General features: G+C 57.4%; 20 protein-coding genes. 15 read left to right on the top strand and 5 right to left on the bottom strand.

What is annotated here, in order from left to right; genetic code table 11:
- Positions 1 to 3: 3 nt before the first annotated feature.
- From L861_RS03380 to yidD, 4 genes are read left to right on the top strand one after another with little or no spacing between them, the layout of a single operon-like run.
- The gene (locus L861_RS03380) at positions 4 to 1,008 is read left to right on the top strand and encodes an alpha-L-glutamate ligase-like protein (protein WP_016415153.1); all 1,005 of its coding nucleotides are present in this window, start codon (positions 4 to 6) and stop codon (positions 1,006 to 1,008) included.
- A 33-nt stretch (positions 1,009 to 1,041) separates the two neighbouring features.
- Positions 1,042 to 1,488 carry a transcriptional repressor gene (locus L861_RS03385; protein ID WP_016415154.1) on the top strand — a complete coding sequence of 149 codons (447 nt, stop codon included), beginning with the start codon at positions 1,042 to 1,044 and terminating at the stop codon, positions 1,486 to 1,488.
- Between the two features lie 30 nt (positions 1,489 to 1,518).
- Positions 1,519 to 1,959, top strand: a complete 441-nt coding sequence (hisI, locus tag L861_RS03390) for a phosphoribosyl-AMP cyclohydrolase (RefSeq protein WP_016415155.1) — start codon at positions 1,519 to 1,521, stop codon at positions 1,957 to 1,959.
- Complete coding sequence (gene yidD / locus L861_RS03395; RefSeq protein ID WP_016415156.1) at positions 1,959 to 2,282, top strand: membrane protein insertion efficiency factor YidD; 324 nt, start codon at positions 1,959 to 1,961, stop codon at positions 2,280 to 2,282. Before hisI ends, yidD begins: the two co-directional genes overlap by 1 nt.
- Before the next feature lie 8 nt (positions 2,283 to 2,290).
- On the opposite strand, the gene L861_RS03400 is transcribed toward yidD, so the two are convergent.
- Positions 2,291 to 2,704: a SufE family protein gene (locus L861_RS03400; RefSeq protein WP_016415157.1), complete on the bottom strand. Its 414-nt coding sequence runs from the start codon at positions 2,702 to 2,704 to the stop codon at positions 2,291 to 2,293.
- A gap of 56 nt (positions 2,705 to 2,760) precedes the next feature.
- Complete coding sequence (locus tag L861_RS03405; protein WP_236617038.1) at positions 2,761 to 3,942, bottom strand: tyrosine-type recombinase/integrase; 1,182 nt, start codon at positions 3,940 to 3,942, stop codon at positions 2,761 to 2,763.
- A gap of 250 nt (positions 3,943 to 4,192) precedes the next feature.
- Here L861_RS03405 and L861_RS03410 point away from each other — a divergent pair, with 250 nt between their 5' ends.
- Positions 4,193 to 5,158 (top strand): DNA-binding protein, encoded by a 966-nt coding sequence (locus L861_RS03410; protein WP_016415159.1) that lies wholly within the window; start codon positions 4,193 to 4,195, stop codon positions 5,156 to 5,158.
- A 105-nt stretch (positions 5,159 to 5,263) separates the two neighbouring features.
- On the opposite strand, the gene nfuA is transcribed toward L861_RS03410, so the two are convergent.
- Positions 5,264 to 5,854, bottom strand: a complete 591-nt coding sequence (gene nfuA / locus L861_RS03415) for a Fe-S biogenesis protein NfuA (RefSeq protein ID WP_016415160.1) — start codon at positions 5,852 to 5,854, stop codon at positions 5,264 to 5,266.
- A 201-nt stretch (positions 5,855 to 6,055) separates the two neighbouring features.
- On the opposite strand from nfuA, the gene metH reads away from it, so the two are divergent.
- From metH to L861_RS03440, 5 genes are all read left to right on the top strand, one after another.
- A complete protein-coding gene (gene metH / locus L861_RS03420; RefSeq protein WP_016415161.1) occupies positions 6,056 to 9,757 on the top strand; it encodes a methionine synthase in 3,702 nt (1,233 codons plus the stop codon).
- A gap of 64 nt (positions 9,758 to 9,821) precedes the next feature.
- Positions 9,822 to 11,150: an MATE family efflux transporter gene (locus L861_RS03425; protein ID WP_016415162.1), complete on the top strand. Its 1,329-nt coding sequence runs from the start codon at positions 9,822 to 9,824 to the stop codon at positions 11,148 to 11,150.
- Between the two features lie 125 nt (positions 11,151 to 11,275).
- A complete protein-coding gene (locus L861_RS23495) occupies positions 11,276 to 13,255 on the top strand; it encodes a putative bifunctional diguanylate cyclase/phosphodiesterase (RefSeq protein ID WP_016415164.1) in 1,980 nt (659 codons plus the stop codon).
- Between the two features lie 122 nt (positions 13,256 to 13,377).
- Positions 13,378 to 15,030 carry a nitrite/sulfite reductase gene (locus L861_RS03435; protein ID WP_016415165.1) on the top strand — a complete coding sequence of 551 codons (1,653 nt, stop codon included), beginning with the start codon at positions 13,378 to 13,380 and terminating at the stop codon, positions 15,028 to 15,030.
- The gene (locus tag L861_RS03440) at positions 15,023 to 15,541 is read left to right on the top strand and encodes a DUF934 domain-containing protein (protein ID WP_016415166.1); all 519 of its coding nucleotides are present in this window, start codon (positions 15,023 to 15,025) and stop codon (positions 15,539 to 15,541) included. Before L861_RS03435 ends, L861_RS03440 begins: the two co-directional genes overlap by 8 nt.
- 49 nt (positions 15,542 to 15,590) lie before the next feature.
- On the opposite strand, the gene smrA is transcribed toward L861_RS03440, so the two are convergent.
- Positions 15,591 to 16,178, bottom strand: coding sequence for a DNA endonuclease SmrA (gene smrA / locus L861_RS03445; protein ID WP_016415167.1), 588 nt, complete (start codon positions 16,176 to 16,178; stop codon positions 15,591 to 15,593).
- Between the two features lie 167 nt (positions 16,179 to 16,345).
- Between smrA and L861_RS03450 the strand changes: the two genes are divergently transcribed.
- The 5 genes from L861_RS03450 (at position 16,346) to pdxH (ending at position 18,988) form a co-directional block, all read left to right on the top strand.
- On the top strand, positions 16,346 to 16,759 hold the full coding sequence (locus tag L861_RS03450) for a gamma-glutamylcyclotransferase family protein (protein WP_016415168.1): 414 nt from the start codon (positions 16,346 to 16,348) through the stop codon (positions 16,757 to 16,759).
- Between the two features lie 117 nt (positions 16,760 to 16,876).
- Complete coding sequence (gene arsC / locus L861_RS03455) at positions 16,877 to 17,227, top strand: arsenate reductase (glutaredoxin) (RefSeq protein ID WP_016415169.1); 351 nt, start codon at positions 16,877 to 16,879, stop codon at positions 17,225 to 17,227.
- A gap of 28 nt (positions 17,228 to 17,255) precedes the next feature.
- Positions 17,256 to 17,876, top strand: a complete 621-nt coding sequence (gene wrbA / locus L861_RS03460; RefSeq protein WP_016415170.1) for an NAD(P)H:quinone oxidoreductase — start codon at positions 17,256 to 17,258, stop codon at positions 17,874 to 17,876.
- Positions 17,876 to 18,268 (top strand): DUF2069 domain-containing protein, encoded by a 393-nt coding sequence (locus tag L861_RS03465; RefSeq protein ID WP_016415171.1) that lies wholly within the window; start codon positions 17,876 to 17,878, stop codon positions 18,266 to 18,268. The genes wrbA and L861_RS03465 overlap by 1 nt, the downstream gene beginning before the upstream one ends.
- A 78-nt stretch (positions 18,269 to 18,346) precedes the next feature.
- Positions 18,347 to 18,988 carry a pyridoxamine 5'-phosphate oxidase gene (gene pdxH / locus L861_RS03470; RefSeq protein ID WP_016415172.1) on the top strand — a complete coding sequence of 214 codons (642 nt, stop codon included), beginning with the start codon at positions 18,347 to 18,349 and terminating at the stop codon, positions 18,986 to 18,988.
- 92 nt (positions 18,989 to 19,080) lie between these two features.
- Here the strand turns inward: pdxH and L861_RS03475 are convergent, their stop codons facing one another.
- The gene (locus L861_RS03475; protein WP_016415173.1) at positions 19,081 to 21,828 is read right to left on the bottom strand and encodes a bifunctional acetate--CoA ligase family protein/GNAT family N-acetyltransferase; all 2,748 of its coding nucleotides are present in this window, start codon (positions 21,826 to 21,828) and stop codon (positions 19,081 to 19,083) included.
- Positions 21,829 to 21,878: the final 50 nt, after the last annotated feature.

The following is a 21,878-nucleotide window of genomic DNA, read 5'->3' on the forward strand; positions in this document are numbered from 1 at the left end:
GGCATGTGGACCACGCCAGGCAAGTTGCGCGCCAAGGGAATCATCGGCATGAACCGGCGCAATATTCGCTATATCGGTCGCTATAACGATCGCCATCTGTATCCGCTGGTGGACGACAAGCTCAAGACCAAGCTGCTGGCCCATGAATACGGCATTACCACTCCGGCGCTGATCGGCACCGTGGCCACACAGTTTGGTGTCAAGCACATCACCGACATGATTGCAGGGCTTTCCGGGTTCGTCATCAAACCAGCCAAGGGCAGTGGCGGCAAAGGTATTCTGGTCATCGAGCGCGTGGAGGATAATGTTTACATCAAGCCTAGTGGTGCGCGCCTGGAGCGCGTGGATCTGGAGCGCCACGTCTCGAATATCCTCTCTGGGCTCTACTCGCTAGGCGGCACGCCAGACGTGGCGGTGGTCGAGGCTCTGATCAACTTCGACGAGACTTTCGCGGAATATACCTACGAGGGGGTTCCAGACATACGCGTGATCGTGTTCAAGGGCTATCCCGTCATGGCCATGATGCGCCTGTCCACCGCCGCCTCGGATGGCAAGGCCAACCTCCATCAGGGTGCCGTGGGAGTAGGCGTGGACATCGCCAGCGGCACGGCCCTGCGTGGCGTTCAGTTCGACCGGCCACGAACTGACCATCCCGACACCAGACACGAATTGGCCAGTCTGCGCATCCCTGGCTGGGAAACCTTGCTGACCCTGGCCGCCAGTTGCTACGAGATGACCGGCCTCGGATATCTGGGAACCGATATGGTACTCGACCGCGAACATGGGCCCATGCTGCTGGAACTCAATGCACGCCCTGGACTGGCGATCCAGATGGCCAATGGTGAAGGTCTACGCCCACGTCTCGATCTGATCGAACGGCAGGCTGAAGGTGCCGATGTTGCAGCTCGGGTCGCCTTCGCGCAGCAGCATTTCGCGCGTAGCGGTGAACTCCAGCCTACCCCCCTTCCCCAATCCGAGCGCCTGGCTGCCGACGTGCAGGACACGTAGAATGGGGGTTCACCTTAGACGATCAGGTCTCTCATGCTCGATACCAGCGCCTTGATGCAACAAGCCGAACGTCAGTGCCAGCAGCGTGGCGTCCGATTCACGCCGATCCGGCGTCGTGTGCTCGAGATGATCGCTGCCAACCAGGGCGGCCTCAAGGCCTACGACCTGCTCGACCAACTGGCTGTGGAACATGCCTCGGCTCGCCCCCCCACGGTTTACCGCGCTCTCGACTTCCTGATCGAACAGGGGCTGGTACACCGTATCGAATCGCTGAATGCCTATGTCGCTTGTCCTTGCCCCGAGCATGCTCATGGCTTCCAGCTTTTGATATGTCGACACTGTGGACGAGTCGAGGAGTTGCACCTTGACGACGTCAATGCCCAGCTCGCACAACGTGCTCGCGATCTCGGCTTCCGCGTCGAGCGCCAGACCATCGAGCTGCTAGGTGGATGTGACACCTGCAAGGTCGAGCAGCGCTGATCTTCATAGCCATAGCCCGGAACGAAAGTCATGAGTGAACTCTTCAAGCAACTGGAAAGTGCCCTGCCCGGCACACGTCGTGCGGCAGCCGAAGTGCTGGATGCTATCGCCTGGAATGCGGACGGCTTGATCCCGGCAATCGCCCAGCAACATGATAGCGGCGAAGTGCTGATGATGGCGTGGATGAACCGAGAATCCCTGCAAGAGACACTGGCTACCGGCCGTGTCTGCTATTGGTCGCGCTCACGCGGCAAGTTGTGGCGCAAGGGAGAGTCTTCAGGTCAGGAGCAGCACTTGCACTCGGCACATCTCGACTGCGATGGAGACACATTGCTGCTCAGCGTCGACCAGACGGGGCCTGCCTGCCATACCGGTCGCCGCAGTTGCTTTTACGTAGCGCTGGACAGCAAAGGTGGTGAAGTCGACAGCGCCCCACTGATCGATCCAAGCGAGCTTTATCGGAGAACATGATGTGTCGTGACAGCCAAGGCCTGGGTGACACCGCGGCCAAACTGCTGTCCTGGCCGCTGATCATTCTGATCAAGGTCTACCAGTACACGGTCAGCCCCCTGCTCGGCCCACGCTGCCGTTTCTGGCCGAGCTGCTCGCATTATGCATTGGAAGCGATCCACACCCATGGGCCGCTCAAAGGGGGCTGGCTGGCCCTGAAACGAATATTGAAATGCCATCCTTGGCACCCTGGCGGTATTGACCTGGTGCCGCCGGCCAGCGGAAAAGGTGGTTCCTGCAATCATCATTCCGATGGCGGGACAGAACACCACCAAGAGCGATAAGCGGTGCCTCAAGCGGCCTTGCTTTCCGCCACTTGATAGATCCTGCCGAGCATGGAGTGCAAGCCGTTGCTACGTGTCGGTGACAGGTGCTTGTCGAGTCCGAGATCCTCGAGAAAACTGGGTTCGGTGGCGATGATTTCCTGAGGGGTTCGATCATTGTAGATCCGCATCAGGACGGCGATCAGCCCCGACACGATGGCCGCATCGGAGGTGGCTTCGAAGTGCAGGCGTTCTCCATCCAGCCGATGGTGGATCCAAACGTTCGATTGGCAGCCTTCGATCTTGGTTTCGGCACTTTTCCAGTCATCGAGAAATGCCGGAAGCTGCTTGCCCATGTCGATGATGTACTGGTAGCGATCCATCCAGTTGTCAAACATCTCGAATTCGTCGACCAGTTCGGCTTGGGCATCTTGTGGGGTCATGATGTCTCCTCTCTATTGACAAGAGCCGCTTACAAAGCTCACTTCATTATACCGGTTCATTCCCGGTCGCGTCGCCTCACTCCATGGCCGGAGAGCTGTCGTTGCCACTCCTCGGCCTCGGCATGCAGATAGCGCGCCGTGGTGTCCAGGCGTGCATGGCGAGCTGTCTTTGCCAGGTAGCGCAGTTCTACACCATTCTGGGCCTGGTGGGTAATGGCGGTATGTCGCAGCCAATGCGGCGAGGCTCGCCGCAAGACATTCGCCATATGCTGGGTGCCCTCGCCCGCTTGAGCTTCCAACGCCTGTGCCGCTGTCACGAAGGTCGCCTTGATCAAACGATAGAGCTGATTGTCGCTCAAGCCTCTCTGGCCATTCAGAGAACGCAACACCGGACTATCGTCCTCGGGCTGCGGCTGTGCCGACGCTCCCAGCATCGTGCGCCATTCACCCAACAGTTCCAACATATCGGGAGGCACGGGAACTCGTGCCCACTTACCGCCCTTACCTACTACCTGCCACCACCAGTAGCCCTCGCGGTGTATGAAATCGCTCATCCTGGCTGTGACCATCTCACTGATGCGTGGTGCAAGCAAATAGGCAAAAGCGAAAATCAAGCGGCGACGTTGCCATAGCATCCACTCACGTCGACTCGCCTCCCCTGCCGGTGGCCGTTCGAGCCACTGCCATAGCCACTCCCATAACGGCCGTTCCAGGTAGCGTTCTATACTCATCTGACGATTATTCAAGCGTCGACGCTTGTCCCGCATCAAGCGGAACGGATTGTGATCGATCCACCCCGCTTCCACCAACCAACTGCACAGCCCTTGCAGAATCACCAGGCTCTGGCGGCGACTCGATGCTGACAGTGGCTGACGAAAAGGACGCCAGCCTGGATGATTTCGAGGTCGCGGTGGCCCAATCCATTGATCCTTTGGGCGTGGATCGGCCAGGAAGGTATCGAAATGTGCCAAGTGGTCACGGCGTAACTCTCGCAGTCCGAGCCCTTGCGACTGCAACCACAACAACAATCGCTCGGCCTCCTTGCGATAGGTGCGCCACGTTTGTGTGCTACCGCGGTACTCGGCTAGCCAAGCGTTTATCGCCTCCGCATCGCTGCCGGCCGCGATGCGCTTTCGTGGAGCCGATAGCGCTGCTTCATGCGCAAGGAGCCATACCCCTTCTTTTCTGTCCGCTTTTCCATCAGCCGGAGCCACCGGCATGTCCCGATTGTTCAGCACGACCTCCTTTCTCTCCTTCTCTTTTTGGCCAATCCATGACAGACACTGGTTGCCTATCCAGCATTGATCCTATTGTGACTATGATACGTCAAATAATCAAGATAATGCGCGTAATCATGAATTTCTATATTAAAAGATAAATAAAATTACGTTTTACGTAAAATGTAATTATCTTTATTCCTAGCAAAGTTGCCGCTATGCTGGAAGCATTCGACCCCGCACCAGCAAGAGATCGAACGAGGAGAACGAGATGGCGCGCACAGGAGTGCAGTACGAGGATGTGCAACGGGCGATTGACACCCTGCTACAACGCGGTGAGGCACCTAGCGTGCAAAAGGTGCGGGAAATACTGGGCACAGGAAGCTTCACCACCATCAGCGATCATTTGCGCGAATGGCGCGTCCGGCGCGAACAGAATCGCGACGCTCCTCCTCCCCAAGCCTTGCCTGATACCCTGCAGGCCCTGGCCCAAGAACTCTGGACCAAAGCGCAAGAAGCGGCCACCGAAGGATTGGTGCATTATCGCGAAGAGGCTGATCGTCGCGTCGATGAAGCCCGCGAAGAGGCCTCGGTTGCCACCCGTCAGGCGGAAGATGCCAAACAGCGTGAAAATGCCATTGCCGAGCACTTGGCCCAGGTTCAAGCACGACTCGAAGAACGCGGCGCTCAATTGGCACGCGCCGAAGCCGAGCGCGATGCGTTGGTTGCCCAAGAAAGGCAGTGGCAGGAACGCATCGACAAGCTGAAAGAACAGCTCCATCAACTTCAAGAGCGCAATGAAGGGTTGACCGCTAATCATCAGAACGCCCTGCGCGCGCTAGAGGAACAGCATCAGCAACAGCTCGACCAGGAAGAGCAGCGGCATGAAGCGGCCGAGTCACGTTTGATGGCATTGCTCGATGCCGCCCGTCAGGAGCGGCAGGCAACTGAGAAGCAATACAGCCGACGCGAGGTTCAGTGGGAAAAGCGTGTCTCTGAGCGAGATGAAGAGCTACAGACGTTGCGTCAGCGTCTCAACGAGGAAGAACGACAGCGGCAGGAACAGGCTCGCGAATTGCAACAACGCCAGGACCGCCTGAAGGATCTGCAGCGCGAGCAAGCCAAGCTCGAGGATATGCTTACGGAGAAGGCCCGCATGGCGGAACGCCTGAGTGAACAGCTCGCACAGGCCGAGGCCAGACTGGCCAAAGTGCCACTCCCCCCCTTCGTCTATTAACCTTCGATTGAAAAAATACCGGCTTACGCCTACTTAGGGCATTAAACACCAAGGGCCACCCATCACGGTGGCCCTTGACAATACCTGATCGGAATAACGTAGTGATTAACGATAATAGGCTTGACTGGTATCGGTATGATCGGTCACATCGCGAATGCCAACCAATTCTGGGATACGCTCCATTAATGTGCGTTCGACGCCTTGTTTCAGGGTCAAGTCGACTGCCGCACAGCCTTGGCAGCCTCCACCGAACTGCAGCACCGCCACATTCTCATCGGTGAGCTGGACTAGTTTGATCTCGCCGCCATGAGCCGCCAACCCGGGGTTGATCTCACTGTAGAGCACGTAGTTGACGCGATCCTCGAGCGGACTATCGGCATTGACCTTGGGCATCTTGGCGTTAGGTGCCTTGATCGTCAGTTGGCCGCCCATGCGATCGGCGTTGAAGTCGACCACTGCTTCCTCGAGAAAAGGCAGGCTGTGCTTGTCGAGGAAGACATTGATCTTCTCGAACTCGAGTTTCTCGTCGCTGGGCTCTTCCTCACCGGGCCGGCAGTAGGCCAGACAGGTTTCAGCGTAAGGTGTGCCCGGTTGGGTAATGAAGATTCGTACCGCAATACCCTCGACGTTTTGCTTCTCGAGCAGCTCTGCGAGGTAGTCCTGGGCACTGACGGTGATCTGGATAGGTTGACTCATGTTGCGGGAATCCTGACGCAGTGACGATGTTTCCTTACATGGTAAGGAAAAGCGTCCGTCGACACAATCCCGAGTGAAATACTTGGTTTTGTCACGACTGCCCTGCCCAAGAGCCTTTCTGTTACCATGTACGGCCAACAACGAGGCATGCGCGCGACGTGCCCTAGACGCCCTTATCGACGCTGGAGAATGACCCCGACCATGGCCGCTGCCCCCACTCCCTTGACAGCCTCTCTCATTGAGCGCCTCAACGACCGCATTCTGATCCTGGATGGCGGCATGGGTACCATGTTGCAGAACGCCAAACTCGGCGAGACCGATTTCCGTGGCGAACGCTTCCAGGACTGGCCATCGGACCTCAAGGGCAACAACGACCTACTGGCACTGACACGCCCGGATGTGGTGCGTTCGATTCATCGCGAATATCTCGAAGCTGGGGCCGAGATCATCGAGACCAACACCTTCAATAGTACTCGCCTGTCGCAGGCCGATTACGGGATGCAGGATTTGGTACCCGAGCTCAACCGGGAATCGGCACGCATCGCCCGCGAAGTCTGTGATGAGGTGGCGAACGAAACCAGTGTGCCACGTTACGTGGCTGGAGTGCTGGGGCCTACCAGCCGTACCGCGTCACTATCGCCTGATGTCAACGACCCGGCCAAGCGCAATGTCACCTTCGATGAGCTGCGCGAGAACTATTACGAGGCCGCCGAGGCGCTGGTCGAGGGCGGCGCGGACCTGATCCTGATCGAGACCATCTTCGATACGCTCAACGCCAAAGCCGCTATCTATGCCTTGGAAGAACTTTTCGAGGCACACGGCGAGCGCCTGCCGGTGATGATCTCCGGCACCATCACCGATGCTTCCGGACGTACGCTTTCGGGCCAGACCACCGAGGCTTTCTGGAACTCGGTTCGTCACGCCCAGCCGCTGTCGGTCGGCTTGAACTGCGCCCTGGGTGCCGAGGAGCTGCGTCCCTATCTCGAGGAACTGTCCAACAAGGCGGACACCTTCGTCTCGGCACACCCCAATGCCGGCCTACCCAATGAATTTGGCGAATACGACCAGACCCCGGATGAGATGGCTGCCATCGTCTCGGAGTTCGCGCAAAGCGGCCTGGTCAATATTATCGGTGGCTGCTGCGGTAGCACCCCGGAGCATATTCGCGCGATCGCCGAAGCGGTTCAGGGCATGACGCCTCGCACCGTGCCCAAGCGTCCACGAGTTTGCCGCCTCTCCGGTCTCGAACCCTTCAACATCGAGACCGATTCGTTGTTCGTCAACGTCGGCGAACGCACCAACGTGACCGGCTCGGCCCGCTTCAAGCGGCTGATTGTCGAGGAGGACTTCACCACCGCCCTGGAAGTAGCGCTCGAACAGGTGGAGAACGGCGCCCAGATCATCGATATCAACATGGACGAAGGGATGCTCGAGTCCCAGGAAGCCATGGTGCGTTTCCTCAACCTGATCGCAGGCGAGCCGGATATCTCGCGAGTGCCGATCATGATCGACTCTTCCAAGTGGGAGATCATCGAGGCCGGGCTCAAGTGCGTGCAGGGCAAGGCAGTCGTCAATTCCATCTCGATGAAGGAAGGCGAAGCCGCCTTTCGCGAGCAGGCTACCAAATGTCGGCGCTTCGGTGCCGCCGTGGTGGTGATGGCCTTCGACGAAGAGGGCCAGGCGGATACCTTCGCGCGCAAGACCGAAATCTGCGAACGCGCCTATCGACTGCTGGTCGACGAGATTGGCTTTCCGCCGGAAGACATCATCTTCGACCCCAATATCTTCGCCATCGCTACCGGTATCGAAGAACATAACAACTACGCAGTGGACTTCATCCAGGCCACCCAGTGGATCCGTGAGCATCTGCCACACGCCATGGTGTCGGGTGGTGTCTCCAACGTGTCTTTCTCGTTTCGCGGCAATAACCCGGTGCGCGAAGCCATTCACTCGGTGTTCCTCTACTACGCCATCCGTGCCGGCCTGACCATGGGCATCGTCAACGCCGGTCAGCTCGCTGTCTACGACGACCTACCCAGCGAGTTGCGCGAAGCGGTCGAAGATGTGGTACTCAACCGTCGCGACGACTCCACCGAGCGTTTACTGGAGATCGCCGACCAGTACAAGGGTGATGGTAGCGGTGGCGCCAAAAAGGAAGATCTCGAATGGCGTTCCTGGCCGGTCGAGAAACGCATCGAGCATGCCTTGGTCAAGGGAATCACCGCGTTCATCGAAGAAGATACCGAACTTGCTCGAGAACGTGCTGCACGTCCCATCGAGGTCATCGAAGGGCCGTTGATGGACGGCATGAATGTGGTGGGCGACCTGTTTGGTGCCGGCAAGATGTTCCTGCCCCAGGTGGTCAAGTCGGCGCGCGTGATGAAGCAGGCGGTGGCCTACCTGATTCCTTTCATCGAGGCGGAGAAGACCGAGGATACCAAGGCCAAGGGCAAGATCGTCATGGCCACGGTCAAGGGCGACGTCCACGATATCGGCAAGAACATCGTCGGCGTGGTCCTGCAGTGCAACAATTACGAGGTCATCGACCTCGGGGTCATGGTACCGGCAGAGAAGATCCTGCAAACGGCACGCGACCAAAAGGCCGATATCATTGGCCTTTCAGGACTAATCACGCCATCGCTGGATGAGATGGTGCATGTTGCCAAGGAGATGCAGCGCCAGGGGTTTGAGATTCCGCTGCTGATTGGCGGGGCGACTACCTCCAAGGCACACACGGCAGTGAAGATCGAACCGCAATACCAACACCCGGTGATCTATGTCACCGATGCCTCGCGTGCGGTGGGCGTGGCCGGCCGGCTGCTTTCGCCAGGCCTCAAGGAGGCCTACGTGGCCGAAATCCGCGAGGATTACGTGATGGTGCGTGAGCGTAATGCCAAACGCCGTCCCAAGGCGGCTGACCTCTCCTATCTCGAGGCTCGCGAACGTCGCTTCCGTAGCGACTGGGCGGCATATACGCCACCGTCCCCGGCATTCACTGGCCTGAAGACCTTCGAGCACTATGATCTCGATGAGTTGGTCGAGCGCATCGACTGGACGCCCTTCTTCATGAGCTGGCAACTGGCCGGCAAGTACCCGAAGATCCTCAACGACAAAGTGGTTGGCGAGGCGGCGCGCAATTTGTTCGCCGATGCACAGGCAATGCTGCGCAAGCTGATCGACGAGAAACATATCACGGCACGTGGCGTGATTGGCCTGTGGCCGGCCAACAGTGTCGATGACGATGTGATCGAAGTCTATGCCGATGAATCGAGAACCCGAGTCATCGAGCGGTTGCATCATATCCGCCAACAGATGACCAAGAATCGCGACGGCACCTGTTACAGCCTGGCCGACTTCGTCGCACCTAAGTCGAGCGGCAAACCCGATTGGGTCGGTGGGTTCGCAGTGACTACCGGGCATGGCGTCGAGGAACTTACCAAGCGCTACGAGGCCGCTGGCGATGACTACAACGCCATCATGGTCCAAGCGCTGACCGACCGTCTCGCCGAAGCTTTTGCCGAGCGTATGCACGAGCGAGTTCGCAAGGAATTCTGGGGCTATGTCCCCGAGGAAAACCTCGATAACGAGTCGCTGATCGCTGAGAAATACCAAGGCATTCGACCTGCCCCCGGTTACCCTGCCTGCCCCGACCACACCGAGAAGGCCACTCTGTTCCGCCTATTGGAGGCCGAACGCAATACCGGGCTCACACTGACCGAAAACTATGCCATGTGGCCTGCCGCAGCGGTATCCGGCTGGTACTTCTCGCATCCCCAGTCCAAGTACTTCTCCACCGGCAAGATCACTCGTGATCAGGTCGAGGTGTTGGCTGAGCGCAAAGGCATGTCGCTGAATGAGCTAGAGCGTTGGCTGTCACCGGTGCTCTCGTACGATCCCGACTGAACCGCCTCCATCTCGTGGGCCCGAGCAAGTGCTCGGGCCCTGAACCCACATACTGGAACACGGCATGCTGCCTGAGCGCTCCCGCCGCGACATCATCTTGAAACTCGCCCTACCGATCATCGCCGGCATGCTCTCTCAGAGCTTGCTCAATCTGATCGATGCCGCACTGGTCGGCTCATTGGGCGAAATCGCCTTGGCGGGTGTCGGCATTGGCGGCTATGCCATGTTCCTGATCACAGCCATGGTGTTTGGCCTCTCTTCTGGGGTACAGGCCCAAACTGCACGCCGACATGGGGAACAAGACTGGCAGCACCGAGCGATAGCTCTGAATGCCGGGTTGGTGATCGCCCTCGCAGTCGCCTTGCCCTTGATGCTGCTATGTCTATGGCAGGCACCACGCCTGATGTGGTTGATCAACCAAGACCCACAGGTGAATCAGATAGCGGTCGAGTATTTTCGCTGGCGTGTCGCGGGGTTGATACCTGTGGCCATGATCTTCTGCTTTCGTGGCTATTGGAACGGTATTCAACAAACGGGAGTCTACCTGCGCATCATTCTGATCATGCACATCGTCAATGTGCTGTCTAGCATTGGACTGATTTTCGGCTATTTCGGGTTCCCTGAAATGGGAGCCACGGGTGCCGGAGCCGGCACGACTCTGTCGTTGTTCGTGGGGCTCGCTATCTGGTCGGTATTCAGCATCAAGAGTGCGGCCAGCAGCGGCTTCCTGATGCGTTTGCCCCGTCGCGAGACCTTCGTCGCCACTCTGAAGCTGGCTACCCCTCACTCCTTCCAACAGCTATGGTTCGCCGCAGGATATGCTGTGTTGTTCTGGATACTCGGCCAACTGGATACGGCTAGCGTCGCGGTGGGGCATGTCCTGGTCAACCTGTCGCTGTTTCTGATCCTGCCAGGTGTCGGGCTGGGAGTTGCCGCCATGAGCCTGGTGGGACAGGCCATGGGGCGTGAGGCACATAACGATGCTCATCGTTGGGGATGGGAAGTGGTTCGAGTCGCCTGGGTTTGCCTGGGACTATTGGCATTGCCAATGATGTTCATGCCTGATCTGGTCCTGGGGCTTTTTCTACGCGATGCCGAGCTGATCCAGATGGGGGTGGTTCCCCTCCAACTCACTGCCTTGATGATCGTCCTCGATGCTGCTGCCTTGGTTCTGGGGCAAGCATTGCTGGGCGCTGGCGCTAACCGGACCGTCATGGCCACAACGCTGACCATGCAGTGGCTAGTCTTCTTGCCCCTGGCCTGGTGGGTTGGCGTCGTGCTGGACTATGGCCTGATAGGAATCTGGTGGATCCAGCTCGGCTATCGTTGCTTGAATTCGTTGTGGTTCGCTGCGATTTGGCAGCGCCGTCACTGGCAACGTCTGGTACTCTGATGTTACAGAACGTTCCCATTCAACCAAGAGACCCTTGTCATGTGTCTGGTTGTTGCGTACCTGCTTAGCCTCATGTCGGAATTGCCTATTGCTGGCTTCTGGCAGGTGCCAACGGAGATCGAACGATGATCCAGCATGCCTCATTGAATCGCTTCTTCCTGGAGCGCATCATCCCTCTGGGGCTAGTGGTCACTCTATTCTTGGGTCTGATCAATGCCTGGCACCTGCAATACCGCTTCGAGCAAGAATTGGCACGCAAACAAGTCGAACTGCTACGTATTGGTGCCACGACTCTAGCGGTACCGATGTGGAACTTCGATCAGCAAGGTATCTCCGATCTCGTCGATACTTTGCTTGCCGACCCGGATGTGGCAAGTGTCGCGATCCACGATGCCGATGGCACCCTACTCCTCGCTCGACACGACAATCATCGCCTTGGTGGCCAGCAAGCCCAATCCAAACCGATCCTCTTCGAGGATATGCAACTGCGTCGTGTGCTGGGGAGTGTCGAGCTCGTATTCACTCGACAACGCTTGGCTTCTCAAATTCTCTGGTCAGTACTCTACACCCTGCTAGCCGTGGGTCTGATGGTGCTTGTTGTCTCATTGTGGACGCTGAGCTTCAATTCCCGACATGTGATCGCTCCACTCAATGCCATCCTCGACACACTTCGAGCACTGCGTGCCGGGAAGGGGTTCTCACCAGTAGGAACCCATGCTCCCGGGGAAGTTGGCCAGGCGCTGAGAGCCTTTAATACACTCGGAAGACAGCTTGACCACGCTCGTCACGAAATTGCCCAACAGGCGCGGCACGATGGACTGACCGGCCTGCTCAATCGCATCGGCTTCCAGGAAAGACTCGCCGACTGGCTCAAGGCCAATCCCGGGCAACCCTTGGGTATCCTGCACTTGGATATCAACCATTTCCGCTGGATCAACGAGAGCTTCGGCCAGGATGCAGGCAGCGGCATCTTGCACGATGTCGCCCAGCGCCTCCTGGTCATCACCGATGGCCGTACCGCCCTCCCCCCCGCGCGGCTCGGTGGCGACGAATTCGTACTCGTGTATACCGATGCCGATGCGACGCGCTTGGCAAAAGAGGTCCGCCACCTGCAGCAAGCCATGCTTACCCCCATGTCAGTTGCAGATGAAGAGCTGTTCGTTTCATTCAGCATTGGTGGTGCGCTCTTCCCTTTACATGCCAACACGATGGAAAGTCTTCTCAAATGCGTGGAGCAAGCCCTTCATCAGGGCAAAGAGCGTGGGCGTGGCGATTACCGGCTCTATCGCCCCACGACCTCACGTCTTCCCGCCAGTGAAATGATCAGTCTGGAGCGCGATCTGCATTATGCGCTGCATCACGATGGCTTGCGTTTGGTGGTACAACCCATCGTCAGCCGTCATGAAGCAGCAATCAGTGGCGCGGAGACGTTGGTTCGTATCGAGCATCCTACCCGTGGCGAGCTCTCTCCCCAGACCTTTATCCCGGTGGCCGAAGAATCCGGGCTCATCATTCCCATCAGCCAATGGATGCTGGAACAAGGCATGGCTTGGCTAGCCACTATCAGCACACAGGGGTATCAAGACCTGACGCTGTCATTCAATGTATCGGTGCGTGAATTCCATGATGGCGGGCTGGTCGAACGGCTGAGCACGGCCCTGGCACGCCATGAACTCGCTGCTGACCGTATCATTCTCGAGGTGACGGAGAATCTGATGCTGGAACCAAGCCAAGGAATCCTCGACCAGTTCAACGCTATTCGAGCACTGGGCTGCCGTCTTGCCATCGACGATTTTGGTACCGGTTTTTCCTCGCTAAGCTACCTTCAAAGCCTGCCCTTCGATATCATCAAGGTTGATCGCAGCTTTGTCCGCGATATGCCTCACAACCGGCAACATACCTTACTCGTCGGAGCCATTGCCGAGATGGGCCACGCACTTGGGTTGGCAGTCACGATGGAAGGAATCGAGTCCGCCGAGCAAGCTTCGCAATGCTGGCGTCTTGGGGCTGACCATCTTCAGGGCTATTACTTCAGCAAACCCTTGCCAATGGAGCATTTCCAAGATCATTTGGCGGGCGGAGTCGATTGCTCGACGCTACCCTGAGGCGCTAATAACTCTTTAATAAAATTCTATGATCATTTATTCTTTCATAGAATAAACAGAGAGGAGTATGGTCCTATCTCGGCCTATTCCTTCATCCGCCCTGACTAGCAGGACACGCCTGAATGTATCGGTACGACACCTACGACCAGACGCTTGTCGACGAACGCGTTGCCCAGTTTCGCGACCAGATGGAACGCTATCTGGCCGGGCGCCTGGGAGAAGACGAATTCCGACCGCTGCGCCTCCAGAATGGTCTCTATATTCAGAAGCATGCGCCTATGCTGCGTATCGCCATTCCCTACGGCATGCTATCGAGCCGGCAATTGCGGGCACTGGCCGCAATCACACGCCGTTATGACCGGGGTTACGGCCACTTCAGCACTCGCCAGAACCTGCAATTGAACTGGCCGGCGTTGGAGGATATCCCCGATATTCTCGGTGAACTTGCCAAGGTGCAGATGCATGCCATCCAGACCAGTGGCAACTGTATCCGTAATACCACCAGCGATCAGTTCGCCGGCATCGCCGAAGATGAGATCGAGGATCCGCGCCCTTGGTGCGAGTTGATCCGTCAATGGTCGACGCTACATCCAGAGTTTGCCTTTCTGCCACGCAAGTTCAAGATTGCGGTGACTGGCGCCAAGGAAGATCGTGCCGCCATTCAGGTACACGATATCGGTTTGCGGCTATGGCGTGACGATAACGGCGAACTCAAGGTCAAGGTTTTGGCCGGAGGCGGCCTGGGGCGCACACCGATGATCGGTGACGTGGTATGCGAGGATCTGCCATGGCAGCACCTGCTGACCTATCTGGAAGCCTGTGTCCGGGTCTATAACCAGTTCGGCCGCCGCGACAACAAATTCAAGGCGCGTATCAAGATTCTGGTCAAGGCGCTTGGTATCGAGGAATATCGGCGCCGAGTCGAGGCCGAGTGGACGCATCTCAAGGATGGTCCGCAGACACTGACCCAAGCTGCCGTGGATGCTGCTCGCGCCCATTTCCCCGAACCCGAACGTCGCCCCGTGCCCGAGCAAGCTATCGCCGATTTCGAGCGCTTGAGAGCGGATAACCGCGCCTTTGCACGCTTTGTGACCAACAATGTCACTGCGCACAAGGTAGCTGGCTACAAGGCGGTAACGCTGTCACTCAAGCGTCGTGAACATGCGCCTGGTGACGTCACTGCCGACCAGATGGAAGCCGTTGCCAATCTTGCCGACCACTATAGCTTCGGCGAAGTTCGTGTCACCCATGAGCAGAACCTGGTGCTTTCCGATGTTCCTGTCGACCAACTCGAGTCCTTGTGGCAGGAACTCGATGCATTGGGTATGGCCAATCCCACGGTCGGTACGCTTAACGATATCATCTGCTGTCCAGGGGGCGATTATTGCAGCCTGGCCAATGCGGTATCGATCCCTATCGCTCAAGCATTGCAGGAGCGCTTCGAGAGTCTCGACTTTCTCTATGATCTCGGCCCGTTGGACCTGAACATTTCCGGTTGTATGAATGCTTGCGGACACCACCACGTAGGCCACATCGGTATTCTTGGCGTCGACAAGAAAGGTGAGGAATACTACCAGGTCTCGCTGGGTGGCAATGCCACCGACGATGCATCGTTGGGCAAGATCCTGGGCCCATCCTTCTATCGCGAGGATATCCCCGATGTGATCGACAAGGTGCTCAACGTCTATGTCGAGCAGCGCCATGATGACGAACGTTTCCTCGATACCTATCGACGGATCGGCTTGAAACCCTTCAAGGAGCGGGTCTATGCCTGACAGTCAACTCGAGCATGCCCAGACCTTGATCAAGCTGGGACAACCTGAAAAGAACACTTGGGCGCTGTCTCGTGTCGACGATGCCCTGCCTCAAGCACGGCCGGTCATCGTGCCACTTGCTCTATGGCTCGATAACAGCACCGATAGTCAACTGGCGCCTTGGTTGTCGAGTGACACCGAGTTGACGAGCGACCTCGTCAAACGGCTGGGCGATGCTCCGCTGATCGCCATCGACTTCCCAAGCTTCACCGACGGACGTGGTTACACCTTGGCTCGCCTACTTCGCGAGCGTTACGGCTATCAAGAGGAAATCCGTGCCATCGGCGATGTGTTGGTCGACCAACTCTATTATATGAGTCGCTGCGGCTTCGATGCGCTGGCGTTACGTGAGGACCAGCATCTCGACGACGCTTTACGCGCCTTGGGAGCCTTCAGTGTCAGTTACCAGCCAGGCGTGGATGTCAAGGAAGCGCTCTTCGAACGTCGCCTTCGCGAAGAGCGACGTACCTGACTCCAAGTCGTCAGAACCCTCCGATACCTACCCGGCCTCGTGCCGGGTATCACCCCCGCCGTTTCTGCTGTCGCTCCCGATTACGTGCCCGCGCCCGTTCGGATTTCCTGAGCATCACATACGTGGCCCCCAGCCCGCCGTGTGCCGGTTGAGCTGACACATAAGCCTGGACTTCCTCGAATTGACACAACCACTTGGCCAGATAAGAACGCAACACATTAGGTGGGCTATCGATCTCCCGCCCTCGCCCATGCACGATCAGCACACAGCGCAACTCATGCTCATGTGCCTCTCGAATGAAGGAGAATAGCTCGCGCCGACACTCGGCCAGGGGGCGTTTAAGAAGATGCAAGCGTGCTTCCGGTGCATAGCCGCCATGTCTGAGACGCTCCAATACGCCGGTTTGAATGCCGTCGCGACGATACTCGAAAGGATCATGGGGAACTACCAGATCGACGAAATCGTCAGACAGGAAGTTGCTATCCTCATCGCTGGCCATCGCGCTCTCACGGCGTACCAACTGTGCCTCGGAAGGTGTATCACGACGTTGTCGTGACAGGTCGGCCTTGTTCTTTCCCCGGGATAGAGGGGTGACCTTGCCCATCAGGTCCTGAAAATCCACATCGCCCTGAGACATGTGCAGCCCTCCCGGATCGCTATTCGGCACCAATAATATCAAAATCAACAGGGCATCTTCAGGGACCCTTGAGTTCGTTAGTCATTACAGTGCATACCGTGGCTGGGAGAAAGCGTCAAAATCGTGACATCATTGGCGCGATACTTTGAACGTTCCGGAGATGGCCGTTGATCTACCTGCGATACCTGCTGCTCGGTACTACAGGCACTACCCTCGCGGTGTTCGGCTATCTGTGGCTAACGCTGCTAAGTCCCTTCACTTATCACCCCCCCGAAGGCTTACCAACGATCAAGAGCGGCGAACATCAGGTTTTCGTGTACGGTACGTTGCGCTATCCCCTTGTTCGTTGGCTGGTATATGGCCGTACAGGAAATCCTGAACCCGCCACCCTCGAGGGTTATCGACGTAAAGCACTAGATCTTGCTACCGCGCCGAAAGGGAAAGTCGAAGGTCTGTTGCTACGCGTCAGCGCCAAGGAGCTAGCAAGACTGGATCGTTACGAACGTCTGGGCATCCGATATGAACGCACCCGAGAGACATTGTCGAACGGTCAACAGGTATGGGCTTATCGGCGGCTTTGAATATACTCATCAGGCAACAAAATAGATAACGGTATAAATGATAGCATCGGTTGTGAACTTGCCGCCGGGGCCCCTACAATACGCTAATCTGTTGATTTCACGGTAAACCAAAACGCCATGGCCAGTTTGACGCTCTACCACAACCCGCGCTGTTCCAAATCACGTCAAGCACTAGCTCTGCTAGAAGCTCAAAATATCGAATTCCAAGTGCATCGCTATCTCGATACCCCCCTTGATGTACCGGCACTGGAAGCCTTACTTCAGCGGCTCGACGGCGGACTTCCCCAACTGCTGAGGACTTCCGAAGCCGAGTGGAAAACTCTAAGCGTGTCCAGTGATGACACTCAAGGGGTACTGGCCGCTATCGCTGAGCATCCTAAACTGATGCAGCGTCCTATCCTTGATCGTGGCGATCGTGCAATCGTTGGTCGCCCGCCCGAGGCGGTCTTGCCACTGCTCTCCGACTGATGTCGCGCCTCCTTCTACTGGAGTCTCCATGACCGCTGATCTTCCCTATGTCCTGATCCTCTACTATTCCCGCTATGGTGCCACTCGCGCCATGGCTGAACAGGTGGCCGCTGGTGTCGAGTCCCTATCTGGAATCGATGCGCGTCTACGTACCGTTCCCGCTGTATCCCCAACCTGCGAAGCAGTGGCGCCAGAGATTCCTGCAGAAGGAGCGATTTATGCCAGCCTGGACGATCTACGCCATTGCTCCGGGCTAGCATTAGGAAGCCCAACTCGCTTCGGCAACATGGCTGCCCCGCTCAAGCACTTCCTCGATGGCACCAGTGAATTATGGATGAACGGCAGCCTAGTCGACCGCCCGGCAACCGCTTTTACTTCAACGGCCAGCCTACATGGCGGCCAAGAGAGCACACTGCTGAGCATGCTGATGCCCTTACTGCACCATGGCATGGTTTATGCGGGTTTGCCTTACAGCGAAACCACCCTCTTCACGACCCAAAGTGGCGGCACTCCCTATGGCGCCAGCCACCTGGCTGGATCGAGAAGCGACCGTCCACTGGATGATGATGAACGTCAGCTGGCTTTCGCCCAAGGCCGACGGGTGGCCAGATTGGCGCTGGCCCTAAAGACACTGCATGGGGGCCTCTGATGCGCCAATTATTCGAACGCCTGGAAGAGCGTCATGGACTGGATATCTTGTCTCAACGGTCACGCCAGGTCGTGTTAGGGAGCTATGTCGCCCTACTCGTGCTATTGAGTTACGGTGGGCTGAGACTACATGGAGTAGAGGAAAGCAGCATAGCTCCTTTTGTACTTCGAGTGCTCCCGCTGATCCTGTTTCTGCCTTCGATCCTGGCTCAGCGCCCACGCGGACACGCCTGGCTAGCTTTCGTCAGTCTGCTGTACTTCATGCAAGGCGTGATGATCACCACCCTGCCAGGACAAACCTTGCTGGGTATGCTCGAAATTCTGGCGTCGTTGACCCTGTTCGTCGGCAGCATGTGTTATGCCCGCTTCCGCAGCCGCCAGCAACGTCGGTAACGTAACTGGACATCTGATCGGGTGTTGAGCCCGACGTCATCAACGGCGAAGATGTAGAAAAAACCCAGGGAGATCGCCATGACACGTGATATTGCCAAGATTCGGCGCGACTATGAAGGGGGCAGCCTGGATGAGTCCACCACTCCAGATACGCCGATGACGCTGTTCGATGAATGGTTGACCCTAGCACTGGAGTCAGAGGGAGATGATGGCAATGCCATGACCCTTGCCACTGTCGACAGTCAAGGGCTTCCTCATGCACGCATCGTCTTGCTCAAGGGCGTCGACCAGGGTGGATTGGTGTTCTATAGCAACTACCAGAGTCACAAGGGCAGTGAGCTGGCCAACGTTCCCTATGCTGCCCTAGTGTTTTGGTGGCCATCGCTCGATCGCCAGGTCAGGGTCGAAGGGAGTGTGGAGCTGATTTCCGATGACGAGTCCGATCGTTATTTCGCCAGCCGCCCACGTGGCAGCCAGCTTAGTACCTGGATTGCCACGCAGAGCGTGGAGATTCCTGATCGCAGTTGGATCGAGGAGCGCAAGAGACGTTTCGAGCAACTCTACGAAGGCCAGGAGATCACTCGCCCTGCACATTGGGGAGGATACCGAGTAGTACCGGAGATGATCGAATTTTGGCAAGGCCAACCCAACCGACTGCACGATCGCATTCGCTACGAACTACGCGAAGGGGATTGGGCCAAGTTTCGTCTCGCCCCCTAAGCGGCTTCTTGCATCAAGACGCCCGGCTTCTGAACCGTCCAATAGTTGGGGACAGCTCATTCAAGCCGGGCGTTCATGTCTCCAACCATGGGTCAATCCGGCTGGCTTTCCAGACGATGCCGCTGCCACTCGCTTTGCGGCTCATTCAGACGCAGACTGGCATCCACCACCTGTTCTTCCATGTTGTAATGCATGCGAAAGCCCAGATGCTTCATCAAGGCGCGCATGGGGTGGTTATCGACCATGATCTTGCCGAACATCTCCAGCGTTCCCACGCTCTTGCAGTAACGGATCATCTTGTTCATCAGCAAACTTCCAAGTCCTTGGCCATGAAGATCATCGCGGATGATCACCGAGAACTCGGTACGTATGTTGTCCGGATCGTTCCATACCCTCACCACGCCCAACATTTCCTTGCTATCGTCGTCCCGGTGATGCTCGGCAATGAATGCCATCTGCCGGTCATAGTTGATATGGGCAAGCAACGACAAGTCGCGTTTGGTCAGATCGGCCTTGTGATGGAAATAGCGAAAACGAATGCTTTCTTCGGAAAGCTGGGTATGGAAACTGGTGATCAGAGGAGCATCCTCTGCACGAATCGGACGCACCTCTACCTGCATGCCGTTGTCGAGTATCACCCACTCACGTAATTCCTCGGGGTACGGCATGATCGCATAGCGGGCCGGCATGCCCAGGTCCATGGCAAAATCCACCGCCATCAATCCATCGCGGTTGAGCAACAAAGGATTGAGCTCTAGCCCTTTCATCTCCGGCAGATCCGATGCCATCTGCGATAATTTGATCAAAATCTGGCAGAGACGCTGAATGTCGCACTGAGGGTCTCGCGAGTGTTCGCGTATCAGCTTGGCCGCGTGTGTACGCGACACCAGGTCATCGGCCAGTGTCATGTTCAGAGGCGGCAAGGCCACATGCCGATCGGCGAGCACATTCACCTTGTAACCGCCGATACCGAATACGATCACCGGACCGAAAACGGCGTCACGTGTTACTCCGGCGCAAAGCTGCATGGAGTGCTTGCCACGCTGCATGGGCTGGAGACAGTACTCACGAATGGTGATATCGGGAAATTTCTCGCACACCTTCGCTTCCAAGCGACGCATGCCTTCGGCTACCTGTTCGTGCGTTTCCAGGTCTTGCAGCAGGCCGGCAGAGAGCTTGTGCGGATGGCGTCGATAACGATACGGCACGCAATTGTGCTCATGCACGACTTTCAGAGCCATGGATTCATTGAAGTCGGTCGCCGCCTGGGCGCCCTCTTCCGGTGTGGAGCAATACCGGCTGGGCGCCACGGGAATCCCGTAGGCTTCTAGAACTTGAGCCGTCTCCGAGTGCGTGAGACATTCACGCCCTTGCTCCTTGGCCTGCTCGATCAATGTCCTGCAACGCGCACGAATCTCTGGCGTCGCGGTGAACGGCAAGCTCGGCGGTGTCTCCTGCAATAGCGCTTGCACACGTTGATAGTCGACCATGTGCATGAAGGCCTTGACGGCCTTCTCCGGTGATACGTAGGTCGGAATCCCCGCCAAGTTGCTTTCGTGACGTGCCGATAGCGCCTCTTCCAACCCCATCCAACTGGTCAGCAGGTTGCGCCTGAAGCGCTTGCGATTGGCCACGATGGCCTCAGCCGTGATCTTGGAAGGCGCCAGCCGAGTCGGTGCATGCACCACCAATACCGCATCCACATTGGCATCGGAAGCCACTATCTCCAAGGCATTGACCATCTTTTCCGGCGAGGCATTTCCACCCAAATCAACCGGATTGCGTCCCGGCAGGGTCATGTCGAAGTCTCCCTCGCGCAGCGCCTGGCAAGTTGCACCATCGAACTCGGCCAGTCGTCCCCCTGAGCTGATGAGCTTGTCGATGGCGAGCATGGCCGGCCCCAACCCATTGGAAACGATCGCCAGCCGGTCTCCACGTAGAGGCTTCATGCGTGACAGGGTCTCCAGCGCGTCGAAAAGCTCGTCTGAATCATCGACACGCACGACCCCGGCTCGGGCCAAGGCGGCATCGAAGATGACATCGCGATTGTCAATGCCAGGGGTCGGAGGTACGCCAGACAACTCCGATTGCGGTGTGCGCCCACTTTTGATCGCCAGCACCAACCGGTGACGCGAAGCCTCGCGCAAGGCTGTCATGAAATGCTGAGCATCGCGGATATATTCCAGATGCAGCAGGATCGCTTGAGACGGCGCATACTGATTGATGTAATCGATCAGGTCAGGCAACAACACATCGACACTGTCGCCAAGGGTGACCAAATGCGAGAAACCAATGCCGCGACCTGCTGCCCAATCGATCATGGCATTGCCCAGCATTCCCGATTGCCCCAAATAGGCAACGCGTCCAGGCCGGATTGGCTGGCTAGCATAGGTGGCATTCAACTTCCGGCCCGGTACGACCACTCCCAGACATTCTGGCCCCAGAACCCGGATGCCAGAACGGCGCGCGGCCCTGAGCATGCGCTCACGAATCGAACCTCCATCGCGGCCACGATCATCAAGATGCGAGCCGCCAGCAAGCACCATGGTGGCCTTGACACCGAAGCGCCCCAACTGCTCGATCAACCTGGGTACCGTGTCGACCGGAGAGCAAATCACTGCGAGATCGGGGACTTCAGGCAAGTCACGTACATGCTTGACACAAGGTCTTCCGAAAACATCTTTATATCCTTTGGGATTGACCGCCCATACCGGCCCTGGGAATCCAGCTTCCTGAAGGTTGCGGATGACCAATCCCCCCATCGAATGGGGTTTCTCGGATGCGCCTATCACTGCCAGACTACGTGGCTCGAAGAAGTGGCGCAGGAATCGTGTGCCCAAGTCTTCCTCCCTCTTCAGGATGGTCTGCCTCTGTGTACGACTTATTGACA

The organism is Litchfieldella anticariensis FP35 = DSM 16096, assembly GCF_000409775.1.
Taxonomy (GTDB): Bacteria; Pseudomonadota; Gammaproteobacteria; order Pseudomonadales; family Halomonadaceae; genus Litchfieldella; species Litchfieldella anticariensis.

What these genes read in the sequence shown, in the direction of transcription:
- L861_RS03380 (WP_016415153.1), top strand. Translation starts at nt 4, where the DNA reads ATGTGGACCACGCCAGGCAAGTTGCGCGCCAAGGGAATCATCGGCATG.
- L861_RS03385 (WP_016415154.1), top strand. Translation starts at nt 1,042, where the DNA reads ATGCTCGATACCAGCGCCTTGATGCAACAAGCCGAACGTCAGTGCCAG.
- hisI (WP_016415155.1), top strand. Translation starts at nt 1,519, where the DNA reads ATGAGTGAACTCTTCAAGCAACTGGAAAGTGCCCTGCCCGGCACACGT.
- yidD (WP_016415156.1), top strand. Translation starts at nt 1,959, where the DNA reads ATGTGTCGTGACAGCCAAGGCCTGGGTGACACCGCGGCCAAACTGCTG.
- L861_RS03400 (WP_016415157.1), bottom strand. Translation starts at nt 2,704, where the DNA reads ATGACCCCACAAGATGCCCAAGCCGAACTGGTCGACGAATTCGAGATG.
- L861_RS03410 (WP_016415159.1), top strand. Translation starts at nt 4,193, where the DNA reads ATGGCGCGCACAGGAGTGCAGTACGAGGATGTGCAACGGGCGATTGAC.
- nfuA (WP_016415160.1), bottom strand. Translation starts at nt 5,854, where the DNA reads ATGAGTCAACCTATCCAGATCACCGTCAGTGCCCAGGACTACCTCGCA.
- metH (WP_016415161.1), top strand. Translation starts at nt 6,056, where the DNA reads ATGGCCGCTGCCCCCACTCCCTTGACAGCCTCTCTCATTGAGCGCCTC.
- L861_RS03425 (WP_016415162.1), top strand. Translation starts at nt 9,822, where the DNA reads ATGCTGCCTGAGCGCTCCCGCCGCGACATCATCTTGAAACTCGCCCTA.
- L861_RS23495 (WP_016415164.1), top strand. Translation starts at nt 11,276, where the DNA reads ATGATCCAGCATGCCTCATTGAATCGCTTCTTCCTGGAGCGCATCATC.
- L861_RS03435 (WP_016415165.1), top strand. Translation starts at nt 13,378, where the DNA reads ATGTATCGGTACGACACCTACGACCAGACGCTTGTCGACGAACGCGTT.
- L861_RS03440 (WP_016415166.1), top strand. Translation starts at nt 15,023, where the DNA reads ATGCCTGACAGTCAACTCGAGCATGCCCAGACCTTGATCAAGCTGGGA.
- smrA (WP_016415167.1), bottom strand. Translation starts at nt 16,178, where the DNA reads ATGTCTCAGGGCGATGTGGATTTTCAGGACCTGATGGGCAAGGTCACC.
- arsC (WP_016415169.1), top strand. Translation starts at nt 16,877, where the DNA reads ATGGCCAGTTTGACGCTCTACCACAACCCGCGCTGTTCCAAATCACGT.
- wrbA (WP_016415170.1), top strand. Translation starts at nt 17,256, where the DNA reads ATGACCGCTGATCTTCCCTATGTCCTGATCCTCTACTATTCCCGCTAT.
- L861_RS03465 (WP_016415171.1), top strand. Translation starts at nt 17,876, where the DNA reads ATGCGCCAATTATTCGAACGCCTGGAAGAGCGTCATGGACTGGATATC.
- pdxH (WP_016415172.1), top strand. Translation starts at nt 18,347, where the DNA reads ATGACACGTGATATTGCCAAGATTCGGCGCGACTATGAAGGGGGCAGC.